General features: G+C 48.3%; 16 protein-coding genes. 11 read left to right on the forward strand and 5 right to left on the reverse strand.

Annotation, left to right across the window (positions count from 1 at the left end; genetic code table 11):
- The first annotated feature begins 182 nt into the window (after positions 1–182).
- The 4 genes from G588_RS0104105 to G588_RS0104120 all read left to right on the forward strand — a co-directional run bounded on the left by G588_RS0104105 (position 183) and on the right by G588_RS0104120 (position 6877).
- Positions 183–2672 (forward strand): methyl-accepting chemotaxis protein, encoded by a 2490-nt coding sequence (locus G588_RS0104105; protein WP_022777490.1) that lies wholly within the window; start codon positions 183–185, stop codon positions 2670–2672.
- Between the two features lie 194 nt (positions 2673–2866).
- Positions 2867–5119: a glycoside hydrolase family 95 protein gene (locus G588_RS19100; protein WP_022777491.1), complete on the forward strand. Its 2253-nt coding sequence runs from the start codon at positions 2867–2869 to the stop codon at positions 5117–5119.
- Between the two features lie 170 nt (positions 5120–5289).
- Positions 5290–5928 (forward strand): GDSL-type esterase/lipase family protein, encoded by a 639-nt coding sequence (locus tag G588_RS0104115; protein WP_022777492.1) that lies wholly within the window; start codon positions 5290–5292, stop codon positions 5926–5928.
- A 178-nt stretch (positions 5929–6106) separates the two neighbouring features.
- Positions 6107–6877 (forward strand): hypothetical protein, encoded by a 771-nt coding sequence (locus G588_RS0104120; protein WP_022777493.1) that lies wholly within the window; start codon positions 6107–6109, stop codon positions 6875–6877.
- A gap of 47 nt (positions 6878–6924) precedes the next feature.
- Here G588_RS0104120 and G588_RS0104125 read toward each other — a convergent pair whose 3' ends face one another.
- From G588_RS0104125 to G588_RS0104145, 5 genes are all read right to left on the reverse strand, one after another.
- Positions 6925–7665 carry an amino acid ABC transporter ATP-binding protein gene (locus tag G588_RS0104125; RefSeq protein WP_022777494.1) on the reverse strand — a complete coding sequence of 247 codons (741 nt, stop codon included), beginning with the start codon at positions 7663–7665 and terminating at the stop codon, positions 6925–6927.
- A 4-nt stretch (positions 7666–7669) separates the two neighbouring features.
- A complete protein-coding gene (locus G588_RS0104130) occupies positions 7670–8344 on the reverse strand; it encodes an amino acid ABC transporter permease (RefSeq protein WP_022777495.1) in 675 nt (224 codons plus the stop codon).
- A complete protein-coding gene (locus tag G588_RS0104135) occupies positions 8325–8984 on the reverse strand; it encodes an amino acid ABC transporter permease (RefSeq protein WP_022777496.1) in 660 nt (219 codons plus the stop codon). The genes G588_RS0104130 and G588_RS0104135 overlap by 20 nt, the downstream gene beginning before the upstream one ends.
- 11 nt (positions 8985–8995) lie before the next feature.
- On the reverse strand, positions 8996–9883 hold the full coding sequence (locus G588_RS0104140) for a transporter substrate-binding domain-containing protein (RefSeq protein ID WP_022777497.1): 888 nt from the start codon (positions 9881–9883) through the stop codon (positions 8996–8998).
- Between the two features lie 129 nt (positions 9884–10012).
- A complete protein-coding gene (locus tag G588_RS0104145) occupies positions 10013–11296 on the reverse strand; it encodes an O-acetylhomoserine aminocarboxypropyltransferase/cysteine synthase family protein (RefSeq protein WP_022777498.1) in 1284 nt (427 codons plus the stop codon).
- Positions 11297–11800: 504 nt separating this feature from the next.
- On the opposite strand from G588_RS0104145, the gene G588_RS0104150 reads away from it, so the two are divergent.
- From G588_RS0104150 to G588_RS0104180, 7 genes are all read left to right on the forward strand, one after another.
- On the forward strand, positions 11801–12199 hold the full coding sequence (locus G588_RS0104150) for an RrF2 family transcriptional regulator (RefSeq protein ID WP_022777499.1): 399 nt from the start codon (positions 11801–11803) through the stop codon (positions 12197–12199).
- A 370-nt stretch (positions 12200–12569) separates the two neighbouring features.
- Positions 12570–13685: a GGDEF domain-containing protein gene (locus tag G588_RS0104155; protein WP_022777500.1), complete on the forward strand. Its 1116-nt coding sequence runs from the start codon at positions 12570–12572 to the stop codon at positions 13683–13685.
- Between the two features lie 18 nt (positions 13686–13703).
- Positions 13704–16046 carry an EAL domain-containing protein gene (locus G588_RS0104160; protein WP_022777501.1) on the forward strand — a complete coding sequence of 781 codons (2343 nt, stop codon included), beginning with the start codon at positions 13704–13706 and terminating at the stop codon, positions 16044–16046.
- Between the two features lie 84 nt (positions 16047–16130).
- On the forward strand, positions 16131–17678 hold the full coding sequence (locus G588_RS0104165; RefSeq protein ID WP_022777502.1) for a sodium/proline symporter: 1548 nt from the start codon (positions 16131–16133) through the stop codon (positions 17676–17678).
- A 96-nt stretch (positions 17679–17774) separates the two neighbouring features.
- Positions 17775–19469 carry an NERD domain-containing protein gene (locus G588_RS0104170; protein ID WP_022777503.1) on the forward strand — a complete coding sequence of 565 codons (1695 nt, stop codon included), beginning with the start codon at positions 17775–17777 and terminating at the stop codon, positions 19467–19469.
- A gap of 24 nt (positions 19470–19493) precedes the next feature.
- On the forward strand, positions 19494–21206 hold the full coding sequence (locus tag G588_RS0104175) for an ABC transporter ATP-binding protein (RefSeq protein WP_242830335.1): 1713 nt from the start codon (positions 19494–19496) through the stop codon (positions 21204–21206).
- A 75-nt stretch (positions 21207–21281) separates the two neighbouring features.
- A complete protein-coding gene (locus tag G588_RS0104180) occupies positions 21282–23060 on the forward strand; it encodes an ABC transporter ATP-binding protein (protein ID WP_022777505.1) in 1779 nt (592 codons plus the stop codon).
- The last annotated feature ends 1 nt before the right edge of the window (position 23061 follow it).

The following is a 23061-nucleotide window of genomic DNA, read 5'->3' on the forward strand; positions in this document are numbered from 1 at the left end:
TATGCAGTGCACATGCATAGCGGCTTTGCGGTTTATTTTTTGCTCATAAAGGTTATGGAAATTTAATTAGGCATACCGGGCGGATGCGATATAATGAATATACATACACTTTATAATGAATAATGGTGTGCTGGAAATGCAGACCATTATTGGGTTATTGCATTCCTATGAGGTGAATAATTATGAGCAAAAATGGTGCAAAGCAAACTGGCGGATTTGTTCATTCCGTGAAGGGTAAGATCCTGATCATGGGTATTCTGGGGATCGCAGCTGCTGTGGTTATCGGAATTGTGGGAGTGTTCTCCATCAACAAGAATGCCCAGAGCAGTGAGATCGTTTCAACAGTTAATGAGATCAACGTGCTCCAATCCCAGAATCTGGCCAATGATGCTCTCTATCAGTACTATGTTGAGGAGAGCTATCTTAAGGCTGCTCTGGATAATCTGGCAAACATGGAGCAGCAGGCGGTACAGCTGGAATCCATCGCTGACGAGAGCTACCGCGCATCCGTTGATTCCATTATTGAGAACATTGAGAAAAACAAGACCAATTACAACGAGATACTTAGCATCCATTCCACCAGAGGTTACACACCGGACATGGGTAAGTATCAGGAATACATGACTGCCAGCGCAGATCTCTCCGACAGCTTTGGCAGCCTTGTTAACAACAATGACTGGGTGGAGATCGAGTGGCAGAGCTATTTCCACGGCACCGATACACCTAAGACCGAGAAGGTCGATGGTAAGGACTACATCGTTCTTCACTACGATTACAAGCTTCCTGATGTAGGCAAGAGAAACAGTCTTATCTTCCGTCTTGGCGGAACCTTCACCTACAAAGGGGACTATTTTATCAAAGGCGTAGCCCTGTCCAACGGCTCCGAGGTGATCCCTCTTGATCTTGGAACCATTGAGCTGGCGGAGAAGTCAGGCGCAGCCCTGGTGGATGCCGAGATCTCAACCTTTGGCGACGAGCCTGCTCTCAAGGTGTCTGCTAATTACAACGAGGCCAACGGTAAGTGGGAAGAGATCTCCACAACCCTCAACATGGTGGAATATTCACCGGAAACCTATCCGGTTCTTAAATATGACCTCTACCTTCTTCCTTCCGCAATTGGTTCAGAAACCGAGTACAAGTACGGCGGTGCCGTTTCGGGAGTGTACGGCTTTGCTTCTAATCTGGGAAGCCTCAATGACATGGTCAGCGCCTACAGTAAGCTGGTGGTTGAGGGCAAAGACGTTACAGCAAGCCTCGCTGAGATTGAAGCCCTGATGGCAGAGATTCAGGAGAACATCCCCAAGTACACAACGGATCCTTCGTTGGCAGATATATCAACGGAAAAAATTGAAACTCTGAAATCCATTTTTGAATCCATAAAATCAACAGATTCCACCACCCTTAAGATCAAAGCCGACAACGCCGAGATCAACTCCGTCCTCAGCAACATGTGCGCCACAGTTCAAAACGATGCAGTTGCCAACATGAACGGAGTAAGGAGCACGGTTACAATACTTATCGTCATCATCCTTATTGCCAGCATCGTTGTGCTGACTCTTTTCCTGGCAAGGATCTTCATCGGCATCAACAGGAGCGTTAATTCCTTCAGCTCAGCCATCGAGGAAATCGAGGCGGGCAAGATATCCACCAGAGCCAACGCTTCCGGCAGGGATGAATTCGCTCTTTTTGCAGAGAGTCTCAATAACTTTATGGATACCCTTGAGGGGACAATTATCAAGGTAAAAAAGGTTACGGATGTCCTGGCTGAGTCGGGAGTTGCCCTTGAAAACAGCGCCACCAAGACCAAGACCGTTGCAAGCGAGATCAATTCCACCATTGATGAGATCTCCAAGGGCGCCGGTGAACAGGCCAAGGATATTGAGTCCTCCTCCCAGCAGGTTATGGACATCAAGAGCAACATCATGAAGATCGTGGGCAGCGTAAATACTCTGTCAGAGAGGTCTTCAGAGATGAATGACAATGGCAAAAAAGCTACCGACAACATGGATCAGCTGACCAGATCCAGCGACTTTACCACCGAGGCCTTCGGTAAGATCGTTGATCAGGTTAAAAAGACAGATGAGTCTGTAGGTAAGATCCAGGAGGCTGTAAGCCTTATCGCTTCCGTTGCTGACCAGATCAACCTTCTGTCCCTGAATGCCAGCATTGAGGCCGCAAGAGCGGGAGATGCGGGCAAAGGCTTCGCAGTTGTTGCCAGTGAGATCTCCAATCTGGCGGATCAGACCAACCAGTCCACAGCTGTTATCGAGGAGATCATTCGCGGATTGTCCGAGGAGTCCAATCGCACTGTGGCTACCATCAATGAGGTTACGGGACTTATCGAGGATCAGAAAAACAGCATAGATTCCACGGGAAGCGCATTCGAGAACGTAAGTCTTGGAATCGATTTTACAAGAAGTTCCGTATCGGAGGTACTGGATCAGGCACAGGCCTGCGAAAATGCCAGCGAGACGGTGGCGGATCTCATGACAAACCTGTCAGCTATCTCAGAGGAAAATGCAGCTTCGGCGGAGACTACCTCTGTTGCCATGACGCAGCTCAATGAGGAGACCACAAGGCTTGCGGAGACTTCCGCAGAGCTCAAGAGATATGCGGATGAGCTGCAGGAGGATCTTGAGTTCTTCGAGATCGCCGGAGAGGCAAAGCGATGAATTTAGAGGCGATTTACCGCAAATAAAGGATGTCAGGTCTTAGCGCGACATATTACATACATAGAATTACGGCCGGAGATGCCGGAATCTGCAGGATCAGGTTCCGGTGTTTCTGCGTTTATGGGGCGGGCCGTGCTATAATGGTGAAAGTATCTGTTTTGTGACGACTAAATATGAGTTTTGGGGTGAAAAAAATGAAATTATTCTACGACAGACCTGCGAATAAATGGGAGGAGGCGCTTCCTGTAGGAAACGGGCGACTTGGCGCCATGGCCCTTATGGCTCCGGAGAGGGAAGTTGTCTTTTTGAACGAAGACAGCATCTGGAGCGGAAGGCCCATAAACAGGATCAATCCCGATGCAAAAGAGAACCTGCCTGAGGTCAGAAGGCTCCTTAGGGAAGGCAAGATCAGAGAGGCGGAGAAGTTATCGCTCCTTGCCCTGTCGGGTACGCCCAATTCGGAGAGAAACTATGAGCCTGCAGGAGAGCTGCAGATTAGCTTCGAAGGGCAGAAGAACGCAGGTGCCGGGATATTCGGCGGCTTCAAACCCTCGAATTACAGAAGAGAGCTGGATCTTACGACGGGAATCACCTCTGCGGAATATGTTATCGGGGGAAAAAAGTATTGCCGCAAGCTGTTTGCTTCTTTTCCTGAGCAGGTAATTGTGATGCGCCTTGAGACCGAGGCTTCACAGGGAATCAGCTGCAGTATGAGGTTTGAGAGAAGCCACAACAAGCTGGATGAGGTCTATGGCAAGGGAAGCGAGATCGGATTTCGCGTGGTTAATGAAGGCGGGATCTCTTTTGCAGTGAAAATGCGTGTTAAGGCTGAAGGAGGAACTGTCAGGACTATCGGAGAGCATCTGCTGATAGAGGGGGCTAAGAGGGCGGATATGTTCCTGGCAATAGAGACGAGCTTTCGCCATGAGGACTATGAGAAGGCGGCTGCGGATAGGCTGGACAGGGCAGCAGCGCTTGGATATGAGACTATTGCTAAGGAGCAGCTTAAGGACTATGCGGAGCACCTGAACACCATGGAGCTGGAGCTGTCGGACGGGAAAGATGACAAGGCAGCAGAACTCCCTGTGGACAAGAGGCTGGAGAGGCTTCGCAGGGGCAAAAAAGATCCGTCGCTGTTTGCGCTGTATTTTATGTACGGCAGGTACCTTCTTTTTTCCTCCAGCAGGGGAGATTCGCTTCCAGCCAATCTTCAGGGAATCTGGAATAACAGCATGACGCCGCCCTGGGACAGCAAGTTTACGATCAATATCAATACGGAGATGAATTACTGGCCTGCGGAAAAGAGCGGGCTCTCTGAGTGCCATTTGCCGCTGTTTGCCTTTCTTGACAGGGTGTGCGAAAACGGCAAGCGAACCGCCCGGGAGATGTATGGCTGCAGAGGGTCGGTGGCTCACCACAACAGCGATGTGTTCGCAGATACGGCGCCGCAGGATCACTATATTCCTGCCAGCTTCTGGCCTATGGGAGAGGCTTTTCTGGCGACACATATCTGGGAACATTACAGTTATACGGGAGATAAGGAGTTCCTTAGGCGTAGTCTCTATGTGCTGGAGGAGTGCGTGGACTTTTTTGCGGACTTTCTGATAGAGGATGAGGAGGGACATCTGGTGACGTCTCCTTCTGTTTCTCCTGAGAATACGTATATCATGGAGGATGGAAGCCGGGGATGCATGTGCGAGGGACCTGCCATTGATACGCAGATCCTGACGGAGCTGCTGACAGGGTATTTGAGGAGCCTTGAGGCGCTGGGAAAAGAGGAGTCTGAGAGCGCAGATTCGGAAGGAGAGACAGGCGCGGAAGGAAAAGTAGCCGCAGAAGGCGAACCTGCTTCAAGGAAAGCTGTTGCAGAGGATATCTTGCGTAGGCTCCCCAAAATGGGAATCGGAAGACACGGACAGCTCCTCGAATGGCGCAAGGACTACGACGAACCGGAGCCCGGACACCGCCATATTTCCCATCTCTACGGTGTGTACCCGGGAACGTCAATTAGTTACGAGAAGGACAGGCAGCTTATGGAGGCCGCCAAGACTTCACTTAAGAGGCGCCTTGCAAACGGCGGTGGACACACCGGCTGGTCAAGGGCCTGGATCATCGGCCTCTGGGCCAGATTCCTTGAAAAGGACAAGGTATATGAGAATCTCGAGGCGCTGCTTACCCAGAGCACCTTCGATAACCTGATGGATAATCACCCCTACGGACCGGGGCATTGTTTCCAGATAGACGGTAACTTCGGCGCTATTGCAGCCATGCTGGAGATGTTGGTGCAGGAGGATGAAGAAGGCAATGTGAAGCTCCTTCCTGCGCTGCCATCAGAATTTAAAAACGGCAGTGTGTCAGGAATCCGGCTGAAAGGCGGCCGGAGCCTGTCAATGAAATGGGTAAACGGCGAAGTGGTAGAGAGCAGTATCAGCGGTAGAGCTTTCTGAACTCCCTTGGGGTCTGCCCCCAATTTATTTGATTTATCATGAATTCTTATATCTGCCTATAAGCTTTATCTTTTTTACAGGTACGTGTTTTCTGAATTATGATAATTATAGAAAACTACGGAAACTAATGAAAACTAAGGTGACTTAGGACCTGCGGAAAAGAGGCGCTTATGAGGCAGATTTTAGCTTATGGAGATTCAAATACATGGGGACTTATCCCGGGATCATCCCCCTATGAGAGATATCCCTGGGAAGTAAGGTGGACCGGCCTTCTTCAGGAGAAGCTTGCTGAGGACAGAATCATAGAGGAAGGGCTCTGCGGTCGTACCACAGTGTTCGAGGATGAGCTTAGACCCGGAAGAAAGGGCGTGGGATCCCTTCCGATGATACTGGAGAGCCATTATCCCGTGGACTACGTCATTCTGATGCTTGGCACCAACGACTGCAAGAGCTACTACAATGTGTCCGCCGGAACCATCGGTAAGGGCATTGAGAGATGCCTTGATGTGATCATGGATCATGTAGAACCCGAGAATATACTTCTCATTTCGCCCATAACCCTCGGAGATGATGTGTGGAGAGACGACAAGGACCCGGAGTTCAGTACCCGGTCTGTGGCTGTAAGTAAGCAGTTAAAAGAGGTCTACAGGGCGATTGCTGATAGGAGAGGGGTGAACTTCCTGGCGGCTTCGGATTATGTGAAGGCCAGCGGTGTGGACTGCGAGCATATGGATGAGAAGGGGCATAGGGTGTTCGCAGATGTGGTGTATAGGAGGATAAGGGCTGTCGAGGAAGGGCAGATAGCATGAAAAGAATGAAATTTATCAAATAATATAGGTTGAGATAATGAAAATCAGCTTAGCTGAATTTCATTATCTTATCATTTACTCAATCTTATTTCTCTCAAACAGCTAAATATTTTCCCTCCATCCTATATTATGCTATATTCATCCCTGACATTTATCAGTTACATAAAGGAGAAACGCTATGAAAAAAGCAAAACTTTTATCTATAGGACTTTCCCTGTCACTTCTCATGACGGGTTGTGGGTTGAATATCGGCGACTGGCAGGAGACATTGCCACCGACATCCGGTGAGAGCAGCGAGAATACAAATATTCAGCTGCCGATTCCGAATCAAAGTAATGAACAGAATCAGGCATCTGCACAAGAGACCAATAAATTCAATGGCCCCGAAATTAAAGCATATAAGAAATTTCTGAAGGAGAGGATGGAGGCCAAAACCCAGGTTTGCTACGTCTCTCTTCTCCATCTTGATGAAGATGATGTCTATGAACTTGCAGCCCTTGAATATGAGGGACTTAATTATAACATTTATCTTTATTCTTACGATAACGGCGAGGTCGTATCCCTTGAAACTTCCGGATTTCCGTTCTATGGCGGCTCAGGAGATTTTTATTACGTCGACAAAGGAAACTGCTTTTACTATGAATATGTAAATGGCGGCGGAGATACGGCCGATATTACAGAATTTGTATTTGCCATGGAAGATGGCAAACCGGTTCTTAAGAATACGCTGACTAAGAGCACTCTGTATGAAACTGAAGAAACTACTTATTTCATTGATAAGGAGAAAGTAACAGAAGAGGAGTATGATACCTTCAACAAACAGTTCCAGCAGGAACACGGCTATTCAGATTCATTTACCTGCGTTATGGTAGATGCCTGTACTCCGATCATAAATGATGATGATCTTGAGGACGCTATGAAAATAGACTATGTAAGCGCCTATGAGTGAGGCGGCTGTGAAGTGAAATAAAATAGGGGCCGGAGGCCCCATAGCTGTTATTCATATGCAAATGTCTTCAGGAATCGCCTGGCCCTTTCTGTTGACGGATTTTCGAAGAAACCTCTGACATCAGAGGTTTCTTCTACTATTTCTCCTTCATCAAAAAACACTATTCTATCGGCCACTGCTTTTGCAAAAGCCATCTCATGAGTCACGATGATCATCGTGGAGCCGCTCCTTGCCAGATCCAGCATGGTCTGTAGAACTTCGTGCACCATTTCAGGATCAAGAGCTGCTGTAACTTCATCAAACAACAGAACTTCAGGATGCATCAAAAGAGCACGAACGATTGCCACACGCTGTTTCTGTCCGCCTGAGAGCTGCCTTGGGTAGTAGTCTTTTTTATCCGCAAGACCGACCTTATCAAGGAGAACCAGAGCTTCTCTTATGGCGTCGTCCTTGTATCTCTTCTGGACCTTAACTGGCGAGAGTATCACGTTCTCAAGAACTGTCTTGTGAGGGAACAGCTCGTAGGACTGAAATACCATTCCGATCTTCTGACGGATCTTGGTGATATCCTTTTTGTCAGGTTCGACGGGAAGACCGTCTACGGTTATGACGCCGCCCTGAATCTCCTCAAGGCCGTTGAGACATCTAAGGAAGGTGCTCTTTCCGCAGCCGGAGGGGCCGATGACCACTACGACTTCGCCTCTTTTCACCGACAGATCGATGCTCTTTAGGACCACATTTCTTCCGTATTCCTTGTGCAGGTGCTTAACTCTTACCAGATCACCCATTTTTTTACGCCCACCTTTTCTCTAATTTATTGGCAAGTCTGCTGACGGGCCAGCAAACGATGAAGTATAGCAGAAATACCACGGCGAAGACGCCAAAAGCCGCATTGGGAGAGGATTTCCTGTTGGCCTCAATTATCTGCTGGGAGACCTTAAGGACCTCCACGATTCCGATCATCATTACCAGAGACGTGGTCTTGATCATACGCGTCACCAGGTTGATTGACAGCGGCAGGAGCCTTCTTATGGTCTGTGGAAAAATAATGTAAAAATGCACCTGAAACTTGTTCATCCCAAGTGCATAAGCCGAGTCATATTGAATTCTTGGTATGCTTTTGATGGAGCCTCTTACCAGATCGCCCATTTCCGCAGTGCCCCAGAATACAAATACGATTATGGCTGACAGCTCCGCGGAGATGTTGATACCGAAGACTCTTGTGGTGCCGAAGTAAACGATAAACAGAAGTACCATCTGCGGCATTATCCTGACGATTTCCAGGTAAATGCGAAGTATCAGGCGAATGAGCCTTGCTTTCGAGGTCATCAGGACTCCAATGATAAGTCCCAGGACAATGCTGATGGCAACTGAGATAAGGCTTATTTCCACGGAGACCCACAGTCCCTTGAGGAGCCTTAGCATATTTGTTCCTTTGAAAAGAACATCAATCCCCAAACTCTGCATAACGAACTCTCCTCTCAACTACCGATCCCAGCAGTGATACGGGGAGCAGCATTATCAGATAATAAACTACAAGTAGGAAGAGACACTCAATTGTCTTGGCATACATTCCGATCAGGTCCTTGGCTGTAAACATCAGGTCCATAAGACTTATTGTGGAAAAAACCGAGGTCTCTTTTAACATAAAGATCACATTGGCCATGATTCCGGGAACACTTCTTGAGATTCCCTGGGGTAAGATGATACTCCCGAAAACCTGTGACTTTGTCATTCCCAGTGAAAGAGCGCTTTCGCTCTGGATCTTGTCAATGGATTCAAGGCCGCTTCTTAGGGTCTCTATCATGTAGGCTCCGCCGATAAGGCTAAGGCCCAGGGTTCCGCAGGCTTCTGCAGAGATTCTTATTCCGAGCTTTGGGAGAGCGAAGTAGATAAAAAAGAGCTGAACCAGGAGCGGTGTGTTTCTGAACAGTTCTATGTAGACTGTAAGTACTTTTTTGACAACGGGCACTTTGAAATAGAGGGCTGCCGCTCCCGACAGCCCTATGGCAAAAGCTGTCAGGATGCCCAGCAGGCCTATTTTAAAAGTTAATAGGAGTGCATCGTTATATAGTGGGATGTAGGATCTGATTATTTCAATATCCATTGCCGGTCCTTTTACTGAACCTTGCCGCCTTCAACTACAAGAGTGTTCTCGTAGTCAGCGCCGTAGGTATCAAGAAGAGTTGCTTCATAGTCAGCGTGGAAGAAGTTCTCTTCGCCGATGGCTACGATCTCGTCGTTGAGCCAGTTCAGCAGGGATTCGTTGCCTTTGGTTACGGCAGGTGCGATGGTGTCCGCATCTCCCAGGGAAGGAATGCCTACGGTGAAGCCTTCGTTCTCGATTGCGAAAGCGATAACTTCGGTGTTGTCATTGGCCCAGGCGATGGCATTGCCGTTTTCAAAGGCTGTCTTGGCCTCTGCGTAGGCATCGTACTTCTGGAGCTTGATGTCAGGGTAGTTCTTCTCAAGGTAGGTTTCGGCTGTTGTGCCGGAGATAACTATGATCTGGTCCTGTGCCTGAACGTCCTCAAGGCTTGTAAGTACTGCGTCGGAAGGAGATACAACGCCGAGAGCAACGTTCATGTAAGGAAGTGCGAAGTCAATCTCCTGGGCACGCTCCTCAGTAACGGTGAAGTTGGCAAGAATTATATCCACCTTACCTGTCTGGAGGTACTCAATTCTGTTGGCTGCTTCTGTGGAAACATAGTTGATCTTAACCCCGAGGTCTGCTCCGATCCTTTCTGCAAAGTATACGTCGTAGCCTGCGTAGTTGCCGTTTTCATCCACATATCCGAAGGGACTCTTGTCGGAGAAAACACCGATATTGATGGTGCCGCTCTCCTTGATCTCGTCAACGGTTCTGTAAACAACGGAGGATCCGGGAGAGGCTGCCTTGGCAACCTCTGCTTCATCGATAGATGCTGTATTTGTACTTCCGCAGCCGGTGAGAGCTGCGGCGCCGAGTACTGTTGATAATGCGATTGTTAATAGATTTTTTTTCATATTCTTTCTCCTCTCATTAAGGGGGCAGTCCCCATCAACAAACTGTGACCAACACAGTCCGTCGATAGTTATTGAGGCTCACAATTTGTTAATTGGGACAGCCCCCTGCTTATCTCGCCTCTACTATTCTTACTTGGCGGCAGCAAAGCCTTTCTCAAGGTCTGCAATGATGTCATCGATGTGCTCTGTGCCGATGGAAAGTCTGATGGTGCTCTGTGTGATGCCCTGAGCTGCCAGCTCCTCATCGTTAAGCTGTGAGTGAGTTGTTGTTGCAGGGTGGATAACAAGGCTCTTAACATCAGCTACATTTGCAAGGAGAGAGAAGATCTCCAGGTTATCGATGAACTTCCAGGCTGCTTCTTTGCCGCCCTTGATCTCAAAGGTGAAGATGGAAGCGCCGCCATTCGGGAAGTACTTCTCATAAAGCGCGTGATCAGGGTGATCCTTAAGTGAAGGATGGTTAACCTTCTCAACCTGAGGGTGACTTGCCAGGAACTCAACTACCTTCCTGGTGTTCTCAGCGTGTCTGTCGAGACGAAGTGAAAGTGTCTCAACGCCCTGAAGAAGAAGGAATGCGTTGAAAGGTGAGATTGTAGCGCCTGTGTCACGAAGAAGGATGGCTCTGATGTAGGTTACGAAGGCAGCAGGTCCAACAACGTCGTAGAAGGATACACCGTGGTAGCTGGGGTTGGGAGCAGCGATCTGAGGATAGTTGCCGCTTTCCTTCCAGTTGAACTTACCTGACTCAACGATGATTCCGCCGAGGGTTGTTCCGTGTCCGCCGATGAACTTGGTTGCTGAGTGAACAACGATGTCAGCGCCGTGCTCGATAGGTCTGATAAGATAAGGTGTTCCGAAGGTGTTATCGATTACAAGAGGAAGACCGTGCTTGTGAGCGATCTCTGCGATTGCGTCGATGTCCGGGATGTCACTGTTGGGATTGCCAAGAGTCTCAAGGTAGATGGCTCTTGTATTTTCCTTGATGGCTCCCTCAACTTCTGCGAGGTTATGTGCATCTACAAAAGTAGTTGTTATACCGTACTGAGGAAGTGTGTGGGCCAGAAGGTTGTAGCTGCCGCCGTAGATGGTCTTCTGAGCTACAATGTGGCCACCGTTTGCAGCAAGTGCCTGGATGGTATAGGTGATGGCTGCTGCTCCGGATGCAACTGCAAGAGCTGCGCTGCCGACTTCAAGAGCTGCGATTCTCTTCTCGAGAACGTCCTGTGTTGAATTGGTAAGTCTTCCGTAGATATTTCCTGCATCTGCCAGGCCGAATCTGTCGGCTGCGTGCTGTGAGTTTCTGAATACATATGAAGTTGTCTGGTAGATCGGAACCGCTCTTGCATCTGTTGCGGGATCCGGCTGTTCCTGTCCTACGTGTAACTGAAGTGTCTCAAATCTGTAATTGCTCATACCTTTAATCTCCTCTTAACTTTTAATATTTTTGTTTGTGTTGTTATTGTTTGTGATTTCGTTTTTGCTTCAAATGGTAATAATAAAGCCCGGAGGCTTAACATTCTCCCGGGCAATGGCTTTTGATCAAGGATGCATCACATCAATGCAAACCTATCATTTATATTGGTGTGCACATCGACAAAGTACCACACCAGCCATCTTACATGCCCGGGAGTCCTGCATTCGACAACACATCATGTTTTCTTTTACAAATGATAAGTTAAACATTTTTTTTCCTCCTTGTTTTTATCTTGGATTGATATTACAATACATTTACCTAGTATGTCAATATGTTTTACGATAACCAAATTTTTATTCCTGCGATAAATTTTGGTTAAGGATTCTTAAAGACTTCATATGTTATATTTAAGAAGAGATATGTTTAAGATGATGCATTCTAATTAAGAGATGAACTTATAAAGAGATGTACTGAGAAATAGAGATATTAAGGAGGAAGCAACTATGTTTTCCACAAAAGGACGTTACGCCTTAAGAGTAATGATAGATCTGGCGGAGCAAAAGAGCGATGACTTCATTCCTCTTAAAGATATAGCGGAGAGGCAGGAGATATCCAAGAAGTATCTCGAGATCATAGCAAAGGAGATGGTGGCCGGAGGCCTTATCACCGGCGCCAGCGGCAAGCACGGCGGCTACAAGCTCTGCAAGGAGCCTTCGGAGTACAGCGTCGGCGAGATAATAGAGCTCATGGAAGGCACCTTTGCCCCTGTAGCCTGCCTCGAGGCAGGCGCCCCGGAGTGCGCCAAGGCCTCCTACTGCCGTACCCTCCCCATGTGGACCGAGTTCTACGAACTCGAGAAGAACTTCTTCTACGGGAAGAAACTTAGTGAATTAATCGACTAAGGGGCCGAAATTGGGGTCAGACCCCATTCACAGAATGTTCACAATTGCTTAAGTGAAGATTTAGGTTGCGGGAATATCATAAGATTATCAGGAAGCGAACAATACTACCTGATAACCCCACACAACGTTTTCATTTCATTACAAAAACGCTACCGGTCCCACATCCGGTAGCCCTCCCCGCAATCCCGATCCTGAGTTAAATGGGAATTTACCATAGATTTACCTCCTTGCTCATATAGCGAGGAGGTATTTTTTTGCCTTATCACAGCGGCAAAACAAAATAAACGAAATAATACATTTCTGTGTTCAATATATTATTCCTATGGTTTATAATTAAACCATGCAACCTAATGAATACGCAGTTTTATATTTGGAGATAAACATTTTTTCTCTGATCCTCATTGGAATAATCCTGCACAAAACAACCGGATTATCCAAGATGGTGGCCCAGAGAAATTTTGCGCTGTCCATAATTAGTGAGATGGCCTTTTTCATTTCCGACACGCTGACGGTCCTTATTGCCAACGGTCTGATTCCGGGAAACGGTGTGGCGATCATTGTTTTCAAGACCATCTACTTTTTTTCCACAGCCACCATGTGCTTCTTCTGGTTTCTGTATTTTGAGTACCTCAGGGAGACTTCCATTGTTAAGAAAAAGAGGCGTATCAGCTTCGTCTCCTCAGTGATATGGCTCATGACTCTGCTCCTTATCGGCAACCTCTTCGGCAAATATCTGTTTTATATCGACGAAGCGGGAGTATATCACAGAGGCCCGTACTTCATACTGACCTACGTACTTTCTTACCTATATATAATCGTGGCATGCACCAGAATCATCATCGACATTGTCAGGAAGAACAGCAAAATAGACAGAGACTACCTGATACTGCTGGCTCTTTTTCCCATAGCACCGGGACTTGCCGGCATCATTCAGTTTATTTATCCCAAACTACCCGTGGTCTGCGTCGCCATGTCGCTGACCACACTTATACTGTACCTTAACTGGATCGACCAGCTGATTTCCGTGGATCCTCTTACGGGCCTTAGCAACAGAAAGCAACTGATCCACACCTTTGATCAATGGAAAAGGAATAAAGGCAGCACCGACAGGCTGTTCCTGCTCCTGGTGGATGCCAACAGATTCAAGTATATAAACGACACCTACGGCCACCTGGAGGGAGACAACGCCCTCAAAGTCATCGCCAAAGCCCTGCGACTTAGCTGCAAGAGCCTCTCCCGAAGGGCCATCATCGCCAGATACGGCGGCGACGAGTTCGTTATCCTTGCCACCATGGACAGCCCGCAGGATATAGAGCGGCTGAAGACCCGCACAAACAACATTCTCGCAAGACTTGTCAAGGAGGAAGAGCTTGCCTTTGACCTCACCGTCAGCATCGGAACCGCAGGACTTGCCGAGAACGACACCCTTAAAGACCTGATTTCCAAAGCAGACAGAGCCATGTACGAAGACAAAAAAGCAAACTAAAGAACGGAGCATACTCAAATGGTTGTATATCTTACCAGCAATTTCATAGCCCCCGGCGACAACCGCAGCCTTTTTGCCGATCTGAGAAAAGAATGGAAGGAACCTGCCAAGGTTCTTTATGTGCCCTGCAATCCCAAGGAGAAAAAGGAGAATGAGCAGCAAAAGGACACTGTTCTTGATGTCTTCAAAAATGCAGGACTTGAGGTAAAAGAGCTGACCATGCTGGGTGAGACAGGCTCCGGCCCGGTAAAAGACCTGGTGGAGGAAGCCAACGTCATATATCTTGCCGGTGGACATGCGCCCTCTCAGCTTGCTTTTATGAAAAATGTGGGTCTGGACAAGGTGATATCTACCTTTAACGGAGTGGTCATATGCTCCGGAGCAGGCTCCATGAATGCTGCCTACAACGTATATCTCATGCCTGATAAGGCGGGAGAAGCCGCAGATCCCAATTTCGTGCGCTTCCTCGACGGCCTCGATCTTACAAATATTCAGATGATCCCCCACAGGGAGGATACGCTGAAAAGGACACTGGACGGCAAGAATATTATAGAGGACGTCGTAATGCCCGACAGCTACGGAAGGCGGTTCTATCTGGTTTCCGACGGCAGCTTTTTTAAGGTAAAAAACGGAAAGACCACCTTCAAAGGTAAAGGTGAGATCATAGAAGACGGAACCATCAGGCCTTTGAAGCAGGGGACCATTGTGCCCTTCATGGGCTACTTTGAGCAGACTGTGGTCAAGACCATGCTTGCTGACGGCTACGATATGGTTTTTTCCGTAAATAAGAAAACCGAAGTCTGTGAGGTTTATTACCTCCATGAGCATCTCAAGGAACTCTTTGAGAGCAGCAAGCTCAAATATCCCGATATCTGCTTCAGACTCTCTCAATTGGTGGTGGAAGAGGAGCAGGAGTCTTTTCTTGACCAGCTAAGAGCATCGGTGATCCTTAAAGAACTCAAGGAAAAAGGAGACTATGTAAGGACCGTTCATGTTGATACACAGAACGGGCGCCGCGCCAAGAATATCAGAGTTTGGGAGGTCCCGGGATACCCCGACTGGTTCCTTGTGGTTTACATTGATATAACCACATTCCTTGACCACGACTGGATGACGGATGAGTATGCAAGAACGGGATTTCTGGAGAGGGCTGCGCTGTTTATTTCCGAGCTTCCCGAGGATGAGAACTATTCCCTTGTTTATACCAATGTTAAGGGCTTCAAGGCAGTAAACGAGCTCTTTGGCAACTGGAACGGCGACATGGTTATCTTCCAGACCAGGGACGTTCTGCGCAAGTACTTAAAGCCCGTGCTGCTGGGAAGGCTTGAGAGTGATCACTTCGTTCTGATAACCTCGGACGATAATCTGACGGACCGAAATCTCAGGGAGATGTGCAGCCAGGTCTACAGGAATCAGTCCAAGGAGTACAGCTACGAGATCCGCTGCGGTATCTATTCCATTAAAAACAGAAATGCCGACGCAAGGCAGCTCCTGGCGGGAGCCAAGCTGGTGGAGAAGACCATCGGCGATGGCACAGCCAAGGGGAATCGTCTCTATGCCTATTATGACGACACCATGAAGGAGAGCTACGTAAGACAAAGGTTTCTTTTGTCCGACTTTGAGAGAGCTCTTAACGAGAACGAGTTCCTGCCCTACTACCAGCCGATAGTTGATGCCAGAACCGGCGACGTTGTCAGCGCCGAGCTCCTTATCAGATGGCGCCACAAGGACCTTGGAATGGTATCTCCCGGCCAGTTCATTCCGGTGATCGAGTCCGAGGGCATGATCTCACATCTTGACAGTTTCATGCTGGACAAGGTGATTGATTTTCTGGAAAAAAGAGCTGCGATGGGCAAGAGGAGCGTCCCCTGCGCCATCAACCTGTCAAGAGTTGACTTCTACGATCTGTCCTTCATCGAGGGTATCTACGAAAGGGTCAAAAAGAAGGGTATCGATCTGTCCATGATCAGGTTCGAAGTAACAGAGTCTGCCTATGCGGACCTTGAAAGCAGAGCCATGGAATTTCTTAATAAACTCAAAGAAGAAGGCGTCATGATACTTCTGGACGATTTCGGAAGCGGCATGAGCTCACTTTCCATGTTGGAGAGCTTCGATTTTGACATAATCAAACTGGATCTTGGCTTCATCAGAAAAATCGGCATCAACGACAAGGCGGAAGCCATAATTGCTTCCACCATCAGACTTGCGCACCTCATCGGAGCCAAGGTAACCGCCGAGGGCGTGGAGACTGAGGAGCAGCTTAAGTTCCTTAAGTATGCGGACTGCGACTATATACAGGGGTATCTGTTCCATAAGCCTATGCCGGAGGAGGAATTTATCGCAATACTGGACGGAGAGTGAATTTCATTCTTCCCTTTATCCCTTTACTGTGCTACTATGAAAAAGTATTAACGAAAAAAAGTGTTGTTGAAGGGAGAAGAGAGTATGACTACAGCGCAGATCGGTATTGTTATTTCAATTCTTGTGTATCTTGCAATGATGCTCCTTGTGGGTTTTGTTAGCTCCAGGGAGACCAACGATGTTAAGGATTTCTATCTGGGTGGACGAAAGCTTGGGCCTTTCGTAACCGCCATGAGTGCAGAGGCTTCGGATATGAGTTCCTACCTTCTTATGGGACTTCCGGGCGTCGCCTATTTTTCCGGTATCGCAGATGCGGGCTGGACAGCGGTAGGTCTTATCGTCGGAACTTATCTTAACTGGCTATTTACGGCAAAAAGGCTTCGTAACTACACGGAGAAGCTCGATGCCATCACAATTCCCGACTATTTCAAAAAGCGTTTTCGCGATACAAACAATGTGATTCTTGCCATCGGAGCGATTTTCATCATTGTTTTCTTTGTTCCTTATACCGCATCGGGATTCTCAGCCTGCGGTAAACTTTTCTCATCTTTATTTGGTGTAAATTATCAGCTGGCTATGATCGTTTCAGCCATCATCATCGTGGGTTATACCACAACCGGCGGATTCCTGGCAGCTTCCAAGACTGACTTTATCCAGTCAATTGTAATGACTGCTGCATTGTTTTTTGTCATCGGATACGGAATCGTGACTGCAGGAGGTCTTGATCAGGTTATCGCCAATGCGGGTCAGCTTGAAGGGTTCCTGAGCCTCAATGCAACTTATGACAATGTTTCACTAAGCGGCGCACCCTACGGCCTTTTTAATAAGATAACAATGTTCGCATGGGGCCTTGGATATTTCGGAATGCCTCATATTCTCCTTAGATTTATGGCTATCAGAAAGCCCGGAGAGCTCAAGCTCTCAAGAAGAATTGCCTCCGTATGGGTTGTCTTCTCCCTTGCGATTGCAGTATTCCTGGGCGTTGTGGGAAGAGCAATGACACAGGGCGATGTTCTTGAGAGTCTTATTGATGATCCCACCAGTTCCTCCAAGGCAGAGACACTTATCGTTGTAATCGCTCAGAAGATAAGTGAGAACGGTTTCTTCTTCGCTCTTTTGGCAGGAGTTGTTCTTGCAGGCATTCTGGCTTCCACAATGTCAACCGCGGATTCACAGCTTATCGCTGCTTCTTCATCGGTTTCTGAGAACCTTATTCAGGAGACCTTTGGAATCAAGCTGTCTGAGACGGCTGCAATGCTCACAGCAAGAGCTACTCTTATCGCAGTTGCGGTATTCGGTGTTATCATCGCATGGAACCCCAACAGCTCGGTATTCGGAATCGTATCCTTTGCCTGGGCCGGATTTGGTGCGGTATTCGGACCTGTTATGATACTGTCTCTGTACTGGAAGAGAGTTAACAGATACGGTGCGATCGCAGGAATGATCTCCGGCGGCGCTACAGTATTTATCTGGAAGTACCTGGTAAGGCCCATGGGCGGCAACTGGAATCTGTATGAGCTGGCGCCTGCCTTCCTTGTGGCAATCGTCTTTATTGTGGTTGTGAGCCTTGCTACTCCCGCTCCCGATAAGGAGATCGAGAACGAATTTGAACAGGTTTCCAAGATGTCTTAAAAGGCGTATAAATGCCATAGGTCCTCTTGCCATACTTCCCCTCGCTGTTGTAAGATAAAGAGACTTGAGAGGGGAAGTATGTTGGAGGATTAGAATATGTTCTGTATTCATTGCGGCACCGATGTCGGTGATACCGCCAAGTTTTGTCGTAAATGCGGCAAGCCCGTTTCCAGACCGGGAGCTGCAGGTAATACTTCAAATGGGGCTTCCGTGCCCGGTTCCGCCGCAGGTGCTTCTGCTGCGATCAATCAGCAAAAATACCAGCAGCTACGAATGATGGCTCAGTCATCAGCTCAGAGACTGGCAGTATGTCCGGGCTACTACTGCTTTAAATGCGGCTGCTATGTTGAGCGCGCAAGAGCTGCTCATTACGGTGACATCAAGTGCCACCAGTGCGGCGCACCCATCATCAACCCCAATATGCTGTCTCATGCCGGCACAACCCTTCTTAAATACGGGTTTATCGGCTCTTTGGTAGTGGCTGCTTCAGAGGCTGCCGATTATACCAATCCCGAGAATTATATCTTAAATTATTACAAATCCATTTATTACGAGCAGAATAAGTATCCCTTTGAGACTGTTGCCACAGACAAGGGCAAAATGGGAGAGTATCTTGTAGATGTTGGCTATCAGCAGTTCAAGCGCATTTACCCGCAGTTCAAGACCTATATCTTCTACAATCTGCTGGTACCTGAGCCGAACGGTTCTTTCCAGGAAATAGACGCCGTCATCGTTTTCGGAGCCTTCGTATTCGTTATCGAGGCCAAGAACAGAGGCGGATATTTTGCCAAATGCAACCTTTCCGATAAATACTGGTCTTTCCGCCCCTTCGGTGGTCAGACGCAGAATATCTACAATCCGTTCCTTCAGAACAACGAGCATATAGCGGCTCTCCAGCATTATCTGGATCAGCAGGAGGGCATGGATTTTTCACCTGTATTTGCCAACTACGTCACGCTGGCAGGTAATGCCAATCTTGACTGGAATCAGGAGGGAGATACCATTGATCAGCTCCTTATAGGGGACTGGAGAATCACCAATGTTGGTGGTCTTGGAGCAGCCCTTACCATGGAGTTTGCAGGCTTTGCAGAGGATATGCGTACCCAGAGTGACGATGAGCCCAATTGCTATGACGATAAATATGCTCAGCAAACAATCAAGGCTCTTATGCCTCTTATCAACATGAGCGAAGACGTCAAGAAAGCCAAGATGAGGGACCGAATGGACTCTGACGGTGATTTTGGTAAGAGAGCCTATCAGTATTTCTATATAGAAGTGGAGGAGTGTATGCCCTACCTGTTCAGGACCAACTGGATTCATGAGCAGATAATCGGCCCCGGTTCAATCAGATGGAAACCCGGCTACGATCAGGTTGAGATCGTAGATAACAGGACTCTTCGTTGGAGGGAGCATAAGACTCAGAAGGTCAGATGGTACAAAATAGAATCCTACACTGAGCTGCTCGAAGCATATGAATGCGTTAAACAGTGCGAGACCTATGATTATCACGGCAAATATGACGATAACAGCGGCAGTAACAATCGTGGCAGTCAGGGCGGTAGTAGCCGGCGCGGCAGTGGTAACAGTGGCAGCGGGGGCGCCTCCACAGGGGATCCTATCAAGGAAGCTGTGAATATGTTCTTTAGCGGCTGCGATGATATCACATCCCTCAACAGCAGGTACAGGAGCCTTTGCAAGGTATTCCATCCCGACGGAGGAAACGGTGATGAGGAGACCTTCAAGAAAATGCAGGCCGCATACGAGAGTTTGAAAGAAAAAATGAGCGCATAAATTATGAAACTGATTTTTCGATCCATGGGGAAGTACAAGTGGGCCATATTCCTGGCTATCTTCATCAAGCTGATAGGCACCATGACAGAGCTCACTCTTCCCTACATTCTTGAATATATGATTGACCACGTGGTTCCCGCAGGAAACATGAGAGATGTTCTCCTGTGGGGACTTTTGATGTTTGTGGCCGCAATTGCCTGCCGCCAGTTCAACGTTATGGCCAACAGGCGTGCCATCAACAACGCCCACAAGGTCAGCTTCGATGTGAGGCAGGCTCTTTTCAAAAAGACTGCGAATCTGTCCGGAGACAAATTTGACTCCTTCGGCCTTCCCAGCCTTATCAGCCGTATGACCAGCGACAGTTACAACGTACAGGCCGCGGTGGCTCAGCTTCAGAGTCTCTGTGTCAGAGCGCCTATGATGCTCTTTGGCGGTGTGGTGATGACCCTGCTTATGGACTGGGCACTGGCCATGATCCTTATTGTCATGTTGCCTTTTCTCATCTGCGTAGTATTCTTCGTATCTTCCAAGGGTATTCCGCTGTACACAGGCGTTCAGAAGAAACTTGACAGCGTCGTTCGTATAATGCGTGAGAATATCACCGGCATTCGTGTGGTCAAGGCCTTAAGTAAGGGAGAGTTTGAAAAAAGACGTTTCGCCGCCGCCAACGAGGATATGGCGAGAACAGACATGAGAGCCGGAACCATTATGGCTATACCCGGGCCTTTCATGCAGCTGTGCCTTAACATAGGTCTTACAATGGTTGTCATCTTTGGCGCCATCCGCGTAAATAGGGGGCAGATGCAGCCCGGCGTGATCCTTGCTTTTTTGACCTATTTCAACATGATCAACATGGGTGTCATGGGGCTTAACCGTATCTTCATGAGCATGAGTAAGGCCAGCGCCAGTGCCGACCGTATAGATGAGGTGATAAGCACCGATGATGGCTGGGAGATCTACCTTGGAGGTGAGAACGGTGGAGGACATATCAGGTTCAATAATGTCAGCTTCTCCTACGGCAGCGAGAGCAGAACTGACGCGGACTTTGCGGGAGGCAAAAGAGAACTGGCCCTTGAGAATATCAGTTTTTCCCTAAATAAAGGTGAGAGCCTCGGAATCATAGGCCCCACGGGCTGCGGCAAAACCACCATAGTGAATCTTCTGATGCGTTTTTACAACCCTGATTCCGGCTCCATAACCATCGATGACAGGGATATCAGAAGCTATGAAAAGGATGAGCTGAGGCGTAAGTTCGGTGTGGTTTTCCAGAACGACATGGTCTTCAACGATTCCATCAAAAACAACATTGATTTCGGAAGAGGTATCTCTCAGGCGGATCTCGACAGCGCTGCGGAAGATGCCGTAGCTTCAGAATACATCGACAGCCTGGACGGCAAAATGGAGTACATGGCAGCCATCAAGGGCGCCAACCTCTCAGGAGGACAGAAGCAGAGACTTCTGGTGGCAAGAGCTCTTGCGGCAGACCCTGAGATCCTTATTCTGGATGACAGCTCCTCAGCTCTTGATTACAAGACGGATTCTCAGATGAGGAGCGCCATCAGAAAGAACCATTCTGACAGTACACTGATCATGATCGCCCAGAGAGTCAGCAGTATCATGGGCATGGATCATATCATGGTGATGGACAACGGAACCTGTATCGGCTACGGAACCCATGAGGAGCTGATGGAGAATTGCCCGGCCTACAGAGAAACCTTTGAAATGCAGACTACATGATGAGTTATGGCGGTTGTGAGTCAGCGAGAACCGTCCCCACCAACTCACAACCGCCCATACACAAGGAGGAACAACATGCCCGGTCCGGGAGATAGAGGAAAAGCCAAAGAAAAACCCAAGCACGCCAAAAAGACCATGCTGCGTCTTCTCAAATATCTGATGGAGTACGCATGGGTAGTACTACTCATGCTCCTGTGCGCCTTCGCCAGCAATATCGGTAACCTTCTCGGCCCGGATTTTGCCGGCAAGGCCATTAATGCAGCAAGTCAGGGCGCTGGAAAAGTTGATATAAACGAAGTTATCCGCTACGGAATCTTCATGCTGATCGCCTATGTCAGCGGCAACATCCTTAGCTTTTTTGTAAATATAGGAATGATGAGGGTTGGCAGAAAAGTTGCAAGGAACATGAGACGCGACGTCTTTAACAAGCTTATGGAAATGCCGGTGGGTTATTTCGACAGGCACCTTGCGGGAGACATCATCAGCCGTGTATCCTACGACATAGACGTTGTATCCACCAGCCTTTCTTCGGATGTGGTACAGATTCTGACCAGTTTCGTTACGGTTGTGGGAAGCTTTGTGATGATGTGTATCATATCGCCGCCGCTGGTTCTGTGCATGGTGTTCACGATTCCTGTGTCGATTCTTTTCACCAGATACATGAGTAAGCGCACGAGACCACTGTACAGGCTCAGGAGCCTTGCTTACGGCGAGATGAACGGCTTTGCGGAGGAGATGTTCACGGGGCAAAAGACTATTCTTGCCTACGCCCACGAGGATTATGTCTGTGACAGATTCGAGGAGATCAACCGAAACGCAGCAGAGGCCTACAGAGATGCCGACAGCCTTGGAATGACCATGGGACCCACCATCGGAATGATAAGTAACATCGGACTTGCAGCCATCGGTCTTGGCGGCGCTATGCTGTACATGAACGGAGTTGTTGGAATCGGCCAGATATCCAGCTTCATACTCTACAGCAGAAAGTTCTCGGGCCCCATCAATGAGATCTCCAATATCGTCAACGAGATCTTCAGCGCCCTGGCTGCTGCGGAGCGTGTGTTCCAGCTCCTGGATGAAGCTGAGGAAGTCAAGGATATCGAAGGCGCCGGAGAATTGGCAAGAGCCCTTGGCACAGTGGAAGCAAGGGACGTTGACTTTGGATATCTCAAGAACAAGATCGTACTAAGGAACTTCAATATGAAGGCAGAGCCCGGGCAGACCATAGCGATCGTAGGTCACACCGGAGCCGGCAAGACCACTATCATCAACCTTCTCATGCGTTTCTACGATGTCAACGAAGGTGCGATCTTTGTGGATGAAAAAGAGGTCAAGGCCTACACGCTGCAGAGCCTTAGAAAGAATTATTCCATGGTTCTCCAGGATACCTGGGTGTTCAACGGAACTATTTTTGACAATATTGCCTATGGCAAAGAAAACGCCACCATGGAGGAGGTTGTGGAAGCAGCCAAGTCTGCCCACATCCACAACTATATCATGCGCCTTCCAAAGGGCTACAACACCGTTATCAGCGAGGATGGCGGCAACATCAGTAAGGGCCAGAAGCAGCTCATTACCATTGCCAGGGCCATGCTCTATGACACCAGCATGCTGATCCTTGATGAAGCCACCAGCAATGTCGACACCGCCACAGAGCGCAAGGTCCAGAAGGCCATGAGGAGCCTGATGGCTGGCAAGACCAGCTTTATCATTGCTCACAGACTCTCTACAATAAGAAACGCCGACAACATACTTGTTGTCGACGCCGGAAATGTGGTTGAACAGGGTGACCACGATTATTTGATGAACAAGAAGGGCGCGTATTATGCGCTGTATCGTAGCCAGTTTGAGTGAT

It is taken from the genome of Butyrivibrio sp. AE3009 (genome assembly GCF_000420845.1).
Taxonomy (GTDB): Bacteria; Bacillota; Clostridia; order Lachnospirales; family Lachnospiraceae; genus Butyrivibrio.

Bases quoted from the DNA above. Each gene is read 5' to 3' on its own strand.
- G588_RS0104105 (WP_022777490.1), top strand. From the start codon at position 183: ATGAGCAAAAATGGTGCAAAGCAAACTGGCGGATTTGTTCATTCCGTG.
- G588_RS19100 (WP_022777491.1), top strand. From the start codon at position 2,867: ATGAAATTATTCTACGACAGACCTGCGAATAAATGGGAGGAGGCGCTT.
- G588_RS0104115 (WP_022777492.1), top strand. From the start codon at position 5,290: ATGAGGCAGATTTTAGCTTATGGAGATTCAAATACATGGGGACTTATC.
- G588_RS0104120 (WP_022777493.1), top strand. From the start codon at position 6,107: ATGAAAAAAGCAAAACTTTTATCTATAGGACTTTCCCTGTCACTTCTC.
- G588_RS0104125 (WP_022777494.1), bottom strand. From the start codon at position 7,665: ATGGGTGATCTGGTAAGAGTTAAGCACCTGCACAAGGAATACGGAAGA.
- G588_RS0104130 (WP_022777495.1), bottom strand. From the start codon at position 8,344: ATGCAGAGTTTGGGGATTGATGTTCTTTTCAAAGGAACAAATATGCTA.
- G588_RS0104135 (WP_022777496.1), bottom strand. From the start codon at position 8,984: ATGGATATTGAAATAATCAGATCCTACATCCCACTATATAACGATGCA.
- G588_RS0104140 (WP_022777497.1), bottom strand. From the start codon at position 9,883: ATGAAAAAAAATCTATTAACAATCGCATTATCAACAGTACTCGGCGCC.
- G588_RS0104145 (WP_022777498.1), bottom strand. From the start codon at position 11,296: ATGAGCAATTACAGATTTGAGACACTTCAGTTACACGTAGGACAGGAA.
- G588_RS0104150 (WP_022777499.1), top strand. From the start codon at position 11,801: ATGTTTTCCACAAAAGGACGTTACGCCTTAAGAGTAATGATAGATCTG.
- G588_RS0104160 (WP_022777501.1), top strand. From the start codon at position 13,704: ATGGTTGTATATCTTACCAGCAATTTCATAGCCCCCGGCGACAACCGC.
- G588_RS0104165 (WP_022777502.1), top strand. From the start codon at position 16,131: ATGACTACAGCGCAGATCGGTATTGTTATTTCAATTCTTGTGTATCTT.
- G588_RS0104170 (WP_022777503.1), top strand. From the start codon at position 17,775: ATGTTCTGTATTCATTGCGGCACCGATGTCGGTGATACCGCCAAGTTT.
- G588_RS0104175 (WP_242830335.1), top strand. From the start codon at position 19,494: ATGGGGAAGTACAAGTGGGCCATATTCCTGGCTATCTTCATCAAGCTG.
- G588_RS0104180 (WP_022777505.1), top strand. From the start codon at position 21,282: ATGCCCGGTCCGGGAGATAGAGGAAAAGCCAAAGAAAAACCCAAGCAC.